The sequence below is a fragment of the Polynucleobacter sp. IMCC 29146 genome, from assembly GCF_021395195.1.
In the GTDB taxonomy this organism is placed as follows: Bacteria; Pseudomonadota; Gammaproteobacteria; order Burkholderiales; family Burkholderiaceae; genus Polynucleobacter.
The window spans coordinates 48,656-63,837 of record NZ_JAJVCR010000001.1; the positions used below are offsets into that span (position 1 = coordinate 48,656).

General features: G+C 44.5%; 13 protein-coding genes. 5 read left to right on the plus strand and 8 right to left on the minus strand.

What is annotated here, in order from left to right:
* Positions 1-13: 13 nt before the first annotated feature.
* Together LZT22_RS00290 and LZT22_RS00295 are read right to left on the minus strand one after the other, a co-directional pair.
* Positions 14-922 carry a hypothetical protein gene (locus LZT22_RS00290; RefSeq protein WP_233923068.1) on the minus strand — a complete coding sequence of 303 codons (909 nt, stop codon included), beginning with the start codon at positions 920-922 and terminating at the stop codon, positions 14-16.
* 8 nt (positions 923-930) lie between these two features.
* Positions 931-2,010, minus strand: a complete 1,080-nt coding sequence (locus LZT22_RS00295) for a glycosyltransferase family 10 domain-containing protein (RefSeq protein ID WP_233923069.1) — start codon at positions 2,008-2,010, stop codon at positions 931-933.
* A gap of 94 nt (positions 2,011-2,104) precedes the next feature.
* Between LZT22_RS00295 and LZT22_RS00300 the strand changes: the two genes are divergently transcribed.
* Entirely contained in the window at positions 2,105-3,007 is a 903-nt protein-coding gene (locus LZT22_RS00300) for an alpha-1,2-fucosyltransferase (protein ID WP_233923070.1), read from the plus strand.
* A 30-nt stretch (positions 3,008-3,037) separates the two neighbouring features.
* On the opposite strand, the gene LZT22_RS00305 is transcribed toward LZT22_RS00300, so the two are convergent.
* Genes LZT22_RS00305 through galE form a run of 3 tightly spaced genes read right to left on the minus strand, consistent with a single transcriptional unit; the run spans position 3,038 to position 5,973 of the window.
* On the minus strand, positions 3,038-4,021 hold the full coding sequence (locus tag LZT22_RS00305) for a glycosyltransferase family 2 protein (protein WP_233923071.1): 984 nt from the start codon (positions 4,019-4,021) through the stop codon (positions 3,038-3,040).
* Positions 4,022-4,032: 11 nt separating this feature from the next.
* Positions 4,033-4,947, minus strand: a complete 915-nt coding sequence (locus LZT22_RS00310; RefSeq protein WP_233923072.1) for a DUF6492 family protein — start codon at positions 4,945-4,947, stop codon at positions 4,033-4,035.
* A 12-nt stretch (positions 4,948-4,959) separates the two neighbouring features.
* On the minus strand, positions 4,960-5,973 hold the full coding sequence (gene galE / locus LZT22_RS00315; protein WP_233923073.1) for a UDP-glucose 4-epimerase GalE: 1,014 nt from the start codon (positions 5,971-5,973) through the stop codon (positions 4,960-4,962).
* Positions 5,974-6,119: 146 nt separating this feature from the next.
* On the opposite strand from galE, the gene LZT22_RS00320 reads away from it, so the two are divergent.
* Positions 6,120-7,430, plus strand: coding sequence for an O-antigen ligase family protein (locus LZT22_RS00320; RefSeq protein WP_233923074.1), 1,311 nt, complete (start codon positions 6,120-6,122; stop codon positions 7,428-7,430).
* Here the strand turns inward: LZT22_RS00320 and LZT22_RS00325 are convergent.
* The 3 genes from LZT22_RS00325 to LZT22_RS00335 are packed head-to-tail and all read right to left on the minus strand — an operon-like array spanning position 7,427 to position 11,509.
* Positions 7,427-8,821 carry a hypothetical protein gene (locus tag LZT22_RS00325; RefSeq protein ID WP_233923075.1) on the minus strand — a complete coding sequence of 465 codons (1,395 nt, stop codon included), beginning with the start codon at positions 8,819-8,821 and terminating at the stop codon, positions 7,427-7,429. The two genes, LZT22_RS00320 and LZT22_RS00325, sit on opposite strands and share 4 nt — an antisense overlap.
* Before the next feature lie 13 nt (positions 8,822-8,834).
* Positions 8,835-10,166: an undecaprenyl-phosphate glucose phosphotransferase gene (locus LZT22_RS00330; protein ID WP_233923076.1), complete on the minus strand. Its 1,332-nt coding sequence runs from the start codon at positions 10,164-10,166 to the stop codon at positions 8,835-8,837.
* A gap of 29 nt (positions 10,167-10,195) precedes the next feature.
* The gene (locus LZT22_RS00335; RefSeq protein ID WP_233923077.1) at positions 10,196-11,509 is read right to left on the minus strand and encodes a glycosyltransferase family 9 protein; all 1,314 of its coding nucleotides are present in this window, start codon (positions 11,507-11,509) and stop codon (positions 10,196-10,198) included.
* Positions 11,510-11,681: 172 nt separating this feature from the next.
* Between LZT22_RS00335 and gmd the strand changes: the two genes are divergently transcribed.
* The 3 genes from gmd to LZT22_RS00350 are packed head-to-tail and all read left to right on the plus strand — an operon-like array spanning position 11,682 to position 15,178.
* Positions 11,682-12,773 (plus strand): GDP-mannose 4,6-dehydratase, encoded by a 1,092-nt coding sequence (gene gmd / locus LZT22_RS00340; protein WP_233923078.1) that lies wholly within the window; start codon positions 11,682-11,684, stop codon positions 12,771-12,773.
* Positions 12,766-13,707: a GDP-L-fucose synthase gene (locus tag LZT22_RS00345; RefSeq protein WP_233923079.1), complete on the plus strand. Its 942-nt coding sequence runs from the start codon at positions 12,766-12,768 to the stop codon at positions 13,705-13,707. The genes gmd and LZT22_RS00345 overlap by 8 nt, the downstream gene beginning before the upstream one ends.
* A gap of 13 nt (positions 13,708-13,720) precedes the next feature.
* Positions 13,721-15,178, plus strand: a complete 1,458-nt coding sequence (locus LZT22_RS00350) for a mannose-1-phosphate guanylyltransferase/mannose-6-phosphate isomerase (protein WP_233923080.1) — start codon at positions 13,721-13,723, stop codon at positions 15,176-15,178.
* Positions 15,179-15,182 lie beyond the last annotated feature (4 nt).

Consider the following 15,182-nt stretch of genomic DNA (forward strand, 5'->3'; position numbering starts at 1 on the left):
ATCTTATTTCAGTTTATTTAAGAAGATCAAGATACTTATTAAACCGTTTATGCCCAAATAGTAACCTGCCCAGCCATCGCATGACGCCGATAGTCCAAAATGTGTGTTTTTTAGCAAGGGGAGGTGGTGGCGGATCAAGGTGACTAGCGCTATTGATCAGGGCGCTATTAATATAAATTCGATAGCCTTGTTTGCGTAAATCAGCATGAAAAGCAATATGATCAGACTCCTCTTGCTCTGCCACATTAACGCCACTATATCGACCAGCCAGAAAAGCCGCGCGGCGATAAATGCCCAGCCCACCAAATGCAGAGTCAACTTCGATCATGCCTTGATTAGCGTTTAAGTGAACCTGCTTAGCCTGTACTGCTAAATTTTGGGCCGCTGACTCGCCTAGGATGGGCTCTAGTTTATGCATCTGCACCATACAATCGACTGGACTCCAATCTGGGTGGCGCAAGGTCCAGACATCATAATAAGTATGCAACTGATTGGCCGTAATTACATCCCACTCTTCGGCTACCTCCCAGCATTGCGCAATCGATTGCGCGGAAATATGCCGATTAATGCCATCTAAATCGGCCATCGCAATAAAATCTACACCGGCATAGCGGGGATTATTTTGCACCTCTGTCACGATGCGATTACGCGCATATGCCAAACGGGCCGTACGCATAGGTATCTGCTTGATTAATCTACCAAAGCTAATGTAATCAAAATTTGGTAAGCGTAATTTTAATGTCGCTAATTGTTGGATGGTGCCGTCATCCGAATCGCTTTCTACTACTAAGCCATGAATACACTTGAAGTCGCGCATGGCCTCATACAAAGCATCGAGCTCTTGGTTAATATGGGCGGCAATATTCCGCGCTGGGCCAGCAATTAATATTTCTGCTTGATCTATCGGCTTTCGCTTTGACATCGCCAAACTCAAGTTAATGCAAAATCATGTTGAATGGAAGCAATAATCTTTTGAGCAAATGCTGCTGAACTAAACCCTTGAAATTGGGGAGATGCTAAAAATTGCTGACCCGCTATTTGGTATGCCTGATAATCTTCTGCAGATAAATCCTTTAGAAAACTATAAAGTGCTCCGTAGGCTTGAAATTGACGAAAATCAATAAAGCAATTTTTTGGAATGACTTTTTCTACCTCAGGGTCACCCCAATAAATCGGTACACATCCCGCAAATAAACAGTCGAATATTTTTTCGGTAAGGTAGCCACGGATATCACGCGCATTTTCAAAGCAAATGCTAAAGCGAGCTTGACTTAAGGCGGTAAATTTACTGATTACCGGACCACCATAGCTTGGAAAAACGGCTTTGCCCATGAGAAAGGGCGGCACCTTAGCCAGACGATAGCGCATCTTTCCTAGCATACCAAAGCGCTTTTGGGGTACTTTCCACCCGTGTCCATACAAAACAAAATCGCTTGGTGCATTAGTCTCAAACCAGCGAATAGCTTTTACTCGCTCTGAATACAATTCCCGCTCATCCCTGCAATTAGCATGCCGATTACTGGCAATTAAAATACAAAACTGAGGGCGTGCACTAAAGCCTAAATTAACTACTTGATGTGGACTAAATTCAGCAGGCAGTGGATTTGGTATCGTCATTGCATGTAATTTTGCTTTAGCAAGCCCTAAGCCGATTAGCGACCGTGGATTAGCTTCGAGTAAATTTTTATCCCAAGTAAAAATACCATCAAACTGCTGCAAATACACAGCGTCTGCATTGGCTTGTACAGTTAATTCAGTCTCAAAACGGATTAAATAATTTTTACCTTGACCTTGCGTAATCAGGGGGATTGACTCGATATAGAGATTGAAGTCAGGCTCTTTACCCTGACTATGAATTACATCCAGCGTATGTAATTCAATGCCACAAGCTAATGCTTGCGCCTTTAATACACGGAAAGGCTCAAGGCAATCGTCCCGATTGCGCGGGCTTTGTGGGTTAAATAGATCGTCCTGACCTACCTCCCACCCGACAATACTTCCAATTAGCATGAAGAGTTGCTCTATTTAAATTAATCTAAAATTACCTTGCTAATAAAGCATAAAACTGTTGTATCACCTTACTTAGTGCTTTAATTATAGAGATATGACCATAACTATCCATCTTGTTGGCGGCCTTGGCAACCAAATGTTTCAATATGCCTTTGGCACAGCGCTAGCCCAACATTATCAAACCAATTTACTACTTGACGATTCTTGGTATGCACGCCTACCAGCTGCAGATACCGCAAGGCAGATGGATTTAATGTGCTTGAAAATTAGTAATACGCAATTCATCCCTCCGCAAAAGGAAGCTTTTAGCTTCATAAAATCAACCCGGCTTAAAAAATTATTACAATCTTTTTTACTGAATGGTCCAGTCGTTCATCGTGAAAAAAAGGGGTTTTTTTTCGACCCTGCCGTTTTTACGCTTAACTCAGCTAACACGCAAAAACACTTTTTTACGGGTTATTGGCAAGCCTTTAACTACATCGAGGCTATTCGCACACAGTTACAGGCTGAATTTCAGCCTCGTGCTGGGCTTAATCAGCACTACCAATACTATCGCTCATTAATGCAATCTAGCCCTGCGGCAATGGTCCATGTACGGCGTGGTGATTACATCCATTTACCTGCTGCAGCGCAATTTCACGGTGCCCTATCTTTGCATTACTACCTTGCAGGCATGCGCTTAATTCTGGAGCGTGAACCCAATACTCAGTTCTTCTTATTTTCTGATGACCTGCCATGGTGTAAAGAAAATTTCCCTCGTGATTTTAAAATTACATATATAGACCGAAGTGATGCGGCGGATGCAGACGCTCAAGAAATAGATCTAATGACTTATTGCCAGCACTTTATTATTGCGAATAGTTCTTTTAGCTGGTGGGGCGCATGGTTAAGAAAAAATATCGACGGCTTGGTGATCGCCCCAAATCGCTGGATTTCTGATACAAGCCTAGACCTAAGTGATTTATTACCAGCCAATTGGCAAAGACTACCCGCATAAATTACGTGCAGTTAACTACATGCAGCTGATTTATGTTTCTTGTCGACCAATCCAACTGGCTGAAATTGCCACTAGTAAACGCTCTAAGCGCGTTAACGGGGTGAGCAAGCCATTTTGACGAAATTGGAAGCGGGCATAAAGCTCATAGTTTGCCCCAATTGATATATTACGAATACGTTGATTTAAGATGCGCATAAAGCGAATACCAAAAACCAAGCGCTCTTTAACGGGCAAAGCCCGTGGTAGAAATGTAATGGGGATACCTAGTGACTCAAGGTAGTGTGATTGTGACTGCTTAAACACATTTTTTGCTGCATCCATGTGATTAATGCTGGTTTGAGTTGGGTGTAAACGGTAAATAATGAGTTTCTTATTTAGATTTGCAAAACGATATCCAGCTAAAGCAATTTCTGTCCATAAAGAATAATCTTCTGCATGTAAGGACGTTTTTTTGTAGGGCAAACGTTGAAAAATTTCCAATTTACCCATTACTGCTGGATTGCAAATAGGACTGCAAACAGTTAGTAGTGCTTGAATATCGGCATTACTATGGCGCTGTTTAGATGGCTTAATGGCGCCATTACCCTGATTCAGGGTCCAATGATCGGCGCCACATAAATCAGCAATGCCTTGTTCTAAAAAATTAACTTGTAGTTCAAGGCGATTCGGAAAGGCCCGATCGTCAGCGTCTAATAAAGCTAAATACTTCCCCCGTGCTAATTGAGCAATATGATTACGGGTGGCAATTAATCCGAGATTTTGATCAGAAAAAATTTTGACAATTCGCGTATCGTGATAGCGATTGATAATTTCGCGGGTTTGATCGGTAGAGCCATCATCGATAATAATCAGTTCAAAATTGGTGTAAGTTTGCGAAAGAATACTTTCAATTGCTTCGCCAATATAGCGTTCAGCATTAAACGCTGGCATTGAAACGCTTACCAATGGGCCTAAAACGCTTGGCTTATCCTCTGCGGCCTGTAGAAATGAATTGTTTAGTTCAATTGCATCCATACATATTCAGCTTAAAAATAGCTTTTAATGTAGCGCAAAAATCGTTTGACCGATTTCAGCAATCTTGAGGGTAATGATTTATTACCTACCCCATAATCGAGCTCGACTTCCCAATTGGATTGATAAATTACCCCTAAAAAATTCTGCTTTAATTTTGCTTCGGTTTCGCCTAAACGTTGCGCCGTATAGTATTGCCAGTCGTAGTGATAAATGCGAAATAAAGGTTCAATCATACGTATGGGAATGGCCTGAAAATTCAGTAAGGCCTCACCATAGAACAAAGTTTCAGGGTATTCGGGTGTAACGGCATCCCATAAAGTAATGCCTTTAGGCATCAAATACTGTTCATCGAGTGATTGCCATACTTTAGCCGACCAGATAAATGGCGCAGGAGCACAATAATATTGGGGGCCTTCCCGACCAAATAATTGCTGTACCCGTATCGCCTCTTCACGTAAATTCGATTCCACTTTGGTATAGCCACGGTTGGTAGCCAATTGAAATAATTCTTTGTTTTGATGCAAAACAGTATAGGGATAGCCATCGCTAGCTAAAAAATCGGTCTTGCCAAAATCACGAATAAAAATACTATCTGAATCAATACAAAGATAGTTATCGGCTAAACCTAAACGCCAGAACTCGGCTTTAATGATTGCTTGGCTTAAGCCTCCAGGCATATCTAGCTGCACATCTTTAGAAGCGCGCGGATTTGCCGCAATAATGGCTTCATCGGCGATCCAGGTAAAACTGAAGCTTTGCCCATCTTTGCCTAGCACTTCTAAAAGTAATTCACGATCGGCTGTAGGTGTAGAAATATAAAACGGTAACTGGTCGCGATTGTGTTTTTGTAAGGAAATTAATAAGCGCTTGACGCGCAGAAAATCGCGGCGGTATGATTTACAGTAGAGCACCATGCTTTGGGTCATTCTGCCTAGACCTTATTCATTTTTATAGCCTTGAGGATTTTGCGATTGCCAGCGCCAGCTATCAACGCACATTTGCTCAATACCACGAGAGGCTTTCCAGCCAAGCTGTTGTGCGGCTAAATGGGGGTCTGCATAGCAACTTGCAATATCGCCAGCACGCCTAGCTACTACTTGATAAGGTATTGCGCGCCCTACTGCTTGCTCGTAAGCACGTAATACATCCATCACGCTGTAACCCAAGCCAGTGCCTAAATTGACGGTAAGGGAAGGCTTGTCATCCAATAAATAATCGATTGCCCGCACATGTCCTTGAGCTAAGTCAACCACATGGATGTAATCGCGCACCCCCGTTCCATCGGGTGTAGGCCAATCGTTACCATACACATTGAGTACGGGTAATTTACCAATGGCTACTTGCGCCACAATGGGAGATAAATTATTCGGAATGCCCAGTGGATCTTCACCAATTAAACCAGACTCATGCGCACCAATGGGGTTGAAATAACGCAAGTAGGCAATATGCCAACTTGGGTCAGCAATTTCTAAATCACGCAGAATTTGCTCACTCATGAGTTTGGTTTGACCATAGGGGTTTGTCGGCCGTAATGCTGCCTGCTCATCAATGGGAACGACATCGGGATCGCCATAAACTGTTGCTGAAGAACTAAATACAAATCGCTTGCAATGGTGCTCTTGCATTACCTGTAAAACCGTTAATAAGCCGAGCAAATTATTTTGGTAATAGGCTAAGGGTTTGGCGACTGATTCGCCGACCGCTTTTAGTGCCGCAAAATGAATGACCCCTTCAATGGGATATTGATTAAACAGCGCTGCCATAAAAATGGGGTCACAAACATCCCCTTCCATAAAATTAGGAACTTGTTTAGCGAGTCCTTCAAGCCGCCGCAGTACTTGAGGGCTCGAATTCACAAAATTATCGATCCCGATTACCTCGTGCCCTGCTAGCAGCAGTTCAAGCCATGTATGCGAGCCGATATAACCCGTTGCGCCTGTTAAAAGAATCATGTCTTACCAATACCTTCATTAAGCAATTTAGTAATTTACTTATTATCCCCGATTACCCTTTATCATTTGTTTTTATGAGGTCGTCCACTGCCAACAGCTCAAGCCCTATTTTGGACTTTATCCTGATCGCCATAAGCAGTATTTTATTGTTGATTTGGCCCATCAGTAATACGATTGCGCTACGTAATGGATTGCTCATTGCTGGCACTATATTGGCGCTAATCGTCTTTAAGCGTTTTTCTTGCACCAAAAACCTAATCCGTTTTTTACCCATCAGTCTGAGTATTGGCATGTTCATTTGGGTTTTATTGCATTTCTTGCTGTTCAGTCAAGACCCTATTTTGCAACTGCATGAGCTCGGTAGTACTTGGAAGCGAAGCTTGTTGGCCTTTCTCATCGGTGGAGCAACTGGCTTAGTGCTGCGCCAGCGCCCGCAGCAAACTAACTTCCTGTGGCTTGGCATCTATGCCAGTTTCTTATTCTTACTGGTTGACTACTTAGTCGCCTTTACACAAACGGGACAAGTATTTATGCCCCGTTATTATTTTGTCAGCCCCTTTGGTAACAAGATTAATACCGTAATCATGGGCATCTTATTTATTAGTGCAGTTTGCGGCGCGGCTGCTTTTCAGTATCAACAAATCAGTTTAAATAAAATGAAGCTCAACTGGGGCTTATCTGCCTTTTGGCTTTCGGGTGTTCTGCTTATTTTATTTTCTTACACCACCATTATTGATACGCGCAATGGAATTGGTATCGCTACTATTTTATTAACTGCCTGGATTATGATTATTTTGCTCGCTAAATTGCGCAGCATAAAAAATAGATTGGGCACTAATTTCAATGTAAGTTATTGGAAATCAATACTCCTTATAGCGCTGCCTTTGCTTGTTTTACTATTTTTTATTCAAGGTCATCTACAAATTAATCGGGGTTGGAATCATTTTTTTGAAGATTTACACATTGCCACGCAAATTGATCGTTACCCCCAATGGCAGAATACGCAGCAGCTCGGTTATCCTCAAACTGCTAGCGGTGAAATGGTGTATCCCAATAATTACGAACGCGCTGCCTGGGCGACCGCAGGGATTGATTCGATTACTAAAAATCCTTTGGGCTTTGGCTTGCTTGAGCACTCATTAGAGAGAGTCATTAAACAATCTTATCCTAATGCCACTATTAAATCAGCTCACAGCGCTTGGATTGATTATGGGCTAGCTTTTGGTATTCCTGGTTTGCTATTAACTCTGGGTGCTTTACTTAGCATCATCGGCATCGCCTTGAGGCAGCTAAGTGCAAGCACTTCACCCAATGCGCTGATGGCGATTTGGGTCGCATCTGGTTTATTGCTTACTTTTACGGTAGCTGAGGTCAGCAGTAAACATTCAATTGAAATATTATTTTTCTGTATTGCCCTCTTGAGTGCAATGATTTTGCCAGCAACCGATTCTACTTAGTTGAGCTCGCCAACGGCATGCAAAATCGTTTGTACAGCTTGATCAACTCCCAGCGGTTTTGCGCTAATGAGGGGCATTTGCTGCTGCTGCCAAGCGGCGTAAATTTGCTCAAGCGTGGCGATAATCGCACTTGGATTACTTTGCTCGGCAATATAAGCTTGATGCTCAGCCAAGAGCTGATTAAAGGTGGGGTTGCGGTGGGTTAAAGCCAAAATTGGTCGCTGCGCCCAAAAATATTCATAGGCTTTTGAAGGAATATATTCAGCACACCACTCGCTATTACCATGGAGCAAAAGCAATACATCAGCTTCTCGCATCAGTTGATTAACCTGTTCGCGACCAGATTGTTGACTAGCAGAATCAAACTCTAAGCGCCCGTGTGTGATCACAATACCGCTTAGCTGATGATCTTGGATGGCGCGAGCTGAAAGCGCGTCTAAGTCAGAACCATAAATATCGATACGTAAGTGCTCTCTTGCCTCTGGATGCCGAGAAAAAAACGCTGGCAATGCATTGAGCAGCCCCTGCAATGAGCGTGTATGGGATAAAGAACCAAAATGAGCCAAATGCAAATGAGGGCTAGCCACCCAAGCTACCGCCGAATCTTCAGTCCTTGGCGGGTTTGCTCCTGGCAAGACAACTAAGCCCTTTAACTTACCACGCGAGTCAGGAACTAATAAGTTGGGGTTACGCTTTTGCGCATAACTTAAAGCGCCTGGCGTAAACCACCAAACCCGATCTGCATGTAAACAAATTTGTTTTTCCAGCTGATAACGAAAATGGGCTTCACGCTCACTGGGTGCATTGAGTCCATCATCCTGCTCATTACTGCGCATGACTAAGGGGTCATGAATTTCTGCCAGCCACTTTAGCTGCGAGTTTTTGCCTGCATAGCGCTTAATCCACATTGCTGCTAAATGAGCTGACCAAGCTCCGCCAGTGGAATACACCAGATCAATTTTGCCGGCGCGCGCTAACTGAATACCATGCCAGGCTGCCGGCAATGCCCATGACCATTGGCTTGAATAGCCAGCGATTAGGCGCTCGAGAGCAATAAAAGGCGCCAGCAATGCCGATAATGAAACCGTCAAGACTTTATAAATAAAGCCTCGTCCACACCGCATAGCAAGCCAATGGCGAAAATCAAAGCGTAAACCTGCAGGCCCCCAAGGGAAAAATTGCCGATGCGTAAAGCGTTGATCAGCAGAACCGGTAACCGCACTAAAGACCGTTAACTCTAGACCAGCAGCCAATAAATAAGGCACCTTATCAGTAATCGTTTGACTTGCGGCACGTCCATCCATATTAAAACCATGCGCCAGAATTAACCAACGTTTGGGTAAGTGCTCTAGTTCGGTGACGTCCATGGTGGAGCTCATGGTCGAGTTCATTGGCGCCTTAACTTTAATATGCGTTCTTATTTACAAAGCCGCGAAAGATCGTTAAGAAAATAATCTTGAAGTCGAGCCAGAGCGACCAATTTTCAATGTAATATAAATCGTGCTCAATACGGGCATGCAAATCAGTATCCCCCCGCCAGCCATGGATTTGGGCCCAGCCCGTGATTCCTGCTTTTACTAAATGCTTCTTCATGTAGTCTGGAATTTCTTGTTTAAATTGCTCAACAAAAATCGGGCGTTCGGGGCGTGGGCCCACAATCGACATTTGGCCTTGTAAGACATTAAAAAACTGTGGCAATTCATCCAGGCTAGTGGCGCGCATCCATTTTGAAAAACCCGTAACGGATTTATTTGCTGAACCACCCCACTGCACCTGCTCTTCTTCTAGATTTGTAGGCATGCTGCGAAACTTCAGAATTTCAAAAACTTCGCCATTCCAGCCAATGCGTTCTTGGCGATAAAAAATTGGACCTGGTGAGCTGACCTTGACGCAGATAGCCAAAATTAAAATGAGGGGGCTGATCAAGATTAAAATCAGGGTTGCCAACACGTAATCTTCTACTGTTTTGATAAATAGATTTACCCCAGCCATCGGGGTGCCGTATAAATCAATCATCTGCATCCCCAACACCTCACTAACGCCATGATTAATTAAGCGAAATGAAAACCAATCGGGCACAAAGCGAATGGTCGCGGTACTTAATTTGAGATGCTCCATGACCATGCGCATTTGACTACCATCGCCCATCGGTAAGGCGAGCCAAATTTCATTCAGCGGTTGTAAAGCCAGCGCAGTTAACTGCTGCGGATTCAATTCTCTTAAATGGGTTTGAATACGATAGCCAGACCATCTCGAAGATTCAATGCGAGTGACTAATTCTTCGGCGGTTGAGCCAGATCCAATAATGGCAATGTGGCGCAGATTTACGCCTTTGGCACGATACTGACGCAACAAAATATAGCTCACTAAACGACTACTACATAGCACCAACAAACTACCGATAGCCCAAGACAATAACCACAAACGAGAATACATTTCCGTTGACTTGCTAAATACCAACCAGATCAAAATTAAAATCCAGGTTTTTAAAACGCCCGCGGCAACTTGACCGAATAAAGCCCATAAATTACCACCGCGCCATGAGCGATAGGCGCCATTAGTCAAAACTAAATAGGCCAGACTGGCCAGCACCATTAAAGCGGTGTAGCGCTGTAAATCTAAACCTGGGTCTTTAAAATATTGCAAAACAAAAAATGTCACTAAACCCACGACATTAATCATCACAAAATCGAAGAGACGAATTAAATAGGAATTAATTAAAAAAGAGGCTGCCATGGTGATATTTTGCAGTACTTGTGCTAAGCCTATGCAATTTGTAAGCCAAAATTGCTTTTTAATGCCCTAATGACCGCATCTGGGCTAATTTGATCCATGAGGTATGCCGGCTCTTTGGGATATTCAGAGCCCAAATGAAGATAAGCGCCCCCTTCGCTAAGGCCAGGGCCCAAGATGATAGGAATTGCCGTGCCACTCGCAAGTGGGCCCCAACGCGCTGGATTAGTAGGTCCATGTAGTGCAACTAAAGGCCTACCTAAAATTGCGGCTAAATGCATCGTCCCTGTATTGACTGCCACGACTGCTTCAGCCTGATTAATTATGCGTGCCGTTTCAAGCCAATTTACTGATCCTGCGACAGAAATAATTTGTGCGCTAACCTGGGGCGCAACTACATTACGAGATGCACTCGCTGAGAGGTTTGCGCTTGCGAGACTGGCGTTTAATTTTTGCACTAAGTCTGCGGCGCGTTTTGTATCGTCGGGACCGCCAGTAATCATAATTGCATAACCAGCACTCACTAGGCGCTGACCGAGCTCAAGCCATGAATTAATGGGCCATTCGCGCATGGCAAACTGCGTCCCACTCGCCCATGGATGCAACACAATATAAGGCTTGCTCATAGGATGTTGAGGAACTTGCTCAATACTCATCAGATCAAGTTCTGGCAGCGCGCCAGTTAAGATATTTAAAGACTTGAGCAAGGCCCGAAAGTTATCTATTTCATGCACTGTGCGGCTATGGGGAACTAATACATCATAGGCAAAGTGCCGATATTGGCCCGGGGTATTAAAACCAAGCGTTAATTTTGCGCCACTGAGAGCACAAAGGATCGCGCTAATTTTGGACCATTGCGAAGTATCAATTAAAACGTCTACTGGAAATTCGGCAATCGATTCACGCATGGTTTGTAAAGCATGCCACGGAGAGGTAATTGGAATAAGTACGATGCGCTCAAAATTGCTGATTAATTTAAAAACCTCCGCATTGGCTGGAGTTGAAAAAACAGTGACACTAATTTGCTCGCCAGTTTTGGCTTGAATTTGATTGCGAAATTGCTTGAGATCAGCCAATATCGCTGATGCCAATAAGGCATCGCCAACGGCAGCAAATACGCAAATGCCAATCCGCTTGATGGTGACTTCGTCGGTCAGTCTAGTCGATGGGTCAGCTGATAAGGGGGGATGCAATTGCGCGCCCAAGAGGCTCTTTTTAGGGCGAAAAAGGGCGATTAGATAAAGCAAGGGCACCCCCAACCACCGGTCTAGGCGACGCAATACAGCCTTTCCCCGCTCTGCTGGAATCTGCTGACCTTTCCTGCCGCCGTCGCCTGCTGTGCTCACACCCGCCATCCTTGCTCTTCTTGCGCCTTGAGGCCCCATTGTATTTGTTGCGAAGAGGCTCAGGCCTCCTTTTAAAACAATTTACAATAGTGTCTTTACCTCCCTTGCAACGGCATCATAGAAACTAAGCTGAAATTAAGCAGAAACGAACCCTTATTTTGAAGAAAAACCCATGGCAAAATCAAAAGTAGCCCTAATTACTGGAATTACAGGCCAAGATGGCGCTTATTTAGCTGAATTCTTACTGCGTAAGGGTTATGAAGTGCATGGCATTAAGCGCCGTGCCTCGCTCTTTAATACCGACCGCATCGATCACCTCTATCACGACCCCCACATTGAGGGATCTAAATTAACCCTGCACCATGGTGACCTCACCGATTCATCGTGCCTTATTCGCATTATTCAACAAACCCAGCCTGATGAGCTCTATAACTTAGCCGCGCAGTCGCATGTCGCTGTCTCTTTTGAAGAGCCAGAGTACACCGCTAATTCAGATGCTTTAGGCGCCCTGCGTTTATTAGAAGCAATTCGGATTTTGAAGTTAGAGAAAAAAACCCGCTTTTATCAAGCCTCAACCTCCGAGCTCTATGGCTTAGTACAAGAAATTCCCCAAAAAGAAACCACGCCTTTTTATCCCCGTAGTCCCTATGCCGTGGCTAAGCTCTACGCCTACTGGATTACCGTGAACTACCGTGAGGCTTATGGCATGTATGCCTGTAACGGCATTCTTTTTAATCATGAGAGCCCGATTCGCGGCGAAACGTTTGTCACCCGCAAAATTACCCGTGCCTTAGCGCGTATTAAATTAGGCGTACAAGAATGTTTATACCTTGGCAATCTTGATGCTAAACGCGACTGGGGTCATGCCCGCGATTATGTTGAAATGCAATGGCTAATGTTGCAACAAGAAGTTGCTGAAGATTATGTGATTGCAACCGGCGTGCAATTTAGTGTGCGTGAGTTCATTAACTTAGCTGCCGCAGAGTTAGGCCTGAAAATTACCTGGCAAGGCACGGGCGTCAATGAAAAAGGCTTTGATAGTAAGGGCAAATGTATTGTGGCCGTAGACCCCCGTTATTTCCGTCCCACTGAAGTCGAAACCCTTTTGGGTGATGCCACTAAAGCCAAAGAAAAGCTGGGCTGGGTACCGCGTACCTCGTTTGCCGATTTAGTCAAAGAGATGGTGCGTGAAGACCTTCGCGGCGCCGAACGCGACGAACTCGTGAAAAAACATGGCTATACCACCCTGGAGCGCAATGAATAAAGCAGCAAAGATTTATGTAGCAGGTAATCGAGGCATGGTGGGAAGCGCGATTGTGCGCTTTTTACGCTCTGAGGGTTTTGAGAATATCCTTACGCGCACACATGCAGAGCTCGATTTACTCAATCAAGCGGCAGTACATGATTTTCTGCAAGCCGAAAAACCAGATTACCTATTTATTGCAGCAGCTAAAGTAGGTGGCATTCAATCGAACAATACGTATCGCGCCGATTTCATTTATCAAAATCTAATGATTGAATGTAATTTAATTCATGGGGCGTATGCCGCTGGCATCAATCATCTCATGTCTTTAGGATCAAGTTGTATTTATCCGCGCGATTGTCCGCAACCGATTAAGGAAGAATATTTACTGTCGGGGCCGCTAGAGCAAACCAATGAACCTTATGCGATCGCTAAAATTGCTGGTATTAAGTTATGTGAAAATTACAATCGCCAATACGGTACCCATTATGTGAGTTTAATGCCGACCAATTTGTATGGACCTGGCGATACTTACGATTTAAATAATTCCCATGTCTTGCCCGCCTTAATTCGCAAAGCCCATGAAGCCAAATTGCGTAATGAAAAAGCCTTAGTCGTCTGGGGCTCGGGTCGACCCCGCCGTGAGTTTATGCATGTCGATGATTTGGCGAGAGCTTGCGTAATGTTAATGGAGCAGGGTTATCATGGCCCTTTCCTCAACATTGGTACTGGTACAGATTTAACGATTCGCGAATTAGCCGAAGAAGTTATTAAGGTTATTGGTTTTCAAGGTGATTTACAGCTTGATAGCAGTAAGCCCGATGGCACCCCACAAAAACTTCTCGATGTCAGTAAAGCCAACGCCTTAGGCTGGAAAGCGCAAATTGAACTGCGCCCGGGAATTGCGAATGCCTATAGCTGGTTTTTAGAGCATATTGCCCCTGGACTGAAGTGAGTAAAATTTAGTCATGAAGCTTGAATTTTCAACAGTAATTCTTTGTGGCGGCGCGGGCTCGCGTTTATGGCCAGTTTCTCGTGAAAACCGCCCCAAAGTATTTATGCCAGTGGCTAGTCAAAAATCACTCCTCAGTGAAACGGCGCAACGCATTGCCTCAGCCAATCCTTGGCTTTGTGTGCTCACCTCTGAAAGTCTCGGCTTTCAAGTATTAGCCGATCTAAAAGAAGCTGGGCAAGCAGCTGAACTCACTTTAATCGAGCCTCTCCGACGCAATACTGCGCCTGCCGTTCTGTTTGCTGCCCTCGCAGCCAAGGCAGCTGGTCGTGGTGCCATTCCCATGTTAATTTTGCCGGCTGACCATGTCATTCACGATAAGGTTGGTTTTGAAATGGCCGTTAGTAAGGCGGTTGATTTTGCTAATGCGGGTCATTTAGTTACTTTTGGTATTCCACCGACTCATGCGGAAACGGGGTATGGCTACCTTAAGCTAGGCTCGCCCGCCCGTACCTCTAGTAATGCAGAAGCTCGTGTTGTCGACCAATTTGTTGAAAAACCGGCAGCCTCATTGGCTGAACAATATGTTGCAGCTGGTAACTTTCACTGGAACTCGGGTATGTTTTGCTTTACGCCCGAGACTTTCTTAAGTGTGGCTGAACAAATTGCGCCAGCGCTTAGCAAGCAAGTACTAGCCTGCTGGCAAGCTACTACTAAAAATGATGCCGACAGCAGTGGTAACGCTATTACTGAAAAAACCCTCCTACTCGATGAAAAAACCATGGCGGCAATTGACGATATCTCTCTCGATTACGCCATTATGGAAAAAGCACCAAACGTTGTTTCAGTGAACGCGAGTTTTGATTGGGATGATGTTGGTTCTTGGGACGCCCTTGCCAAACATTTTCCCGAAGATGAGCAAGGCAATGCAAGCGAAGGCAAGGCGATTTTTATTGACTCTAACAATACCTTTGTATTTGGACGTGAACGCTTAATAGCTGCCGTAGGCCTAGATAATCTGATCATTGTGGATACCCCCGATGCCCTCTTAGTTACTGCGAAAGGCCATTCGCAATCCGTAAAAAAAGTCGTTGAAAAACTCAATCAAGCCAAAGATGAGCGTGGCACTTATCACAGTACGGTGCATCGTCCGTGGGGCACCTACACCATCATTGAAGAGGGGCCAGATTACAAAATTAAGCGGATTGTGGTTCACCCTGGGGCGCGCTTATCACTGCAAATGCACCATCATCGTAACGAACATTGGGTAGTGATCTCTGGAAATGCGGAAGTCGTGAATGGCGATAAAACCTTACTTCTCAAAACCAATCAATCGACTTATATTCCTAAAGAAACCCAACATCGCTTAAGCAATCTTGGCACTATTCCGCTGGTAATTATTGAGGCGCAAGTGGGTGACTACCTTGGTGAAGATGACATCGTGCGCTTTGAAGACCAATACGGTCGGGCTTAATTTA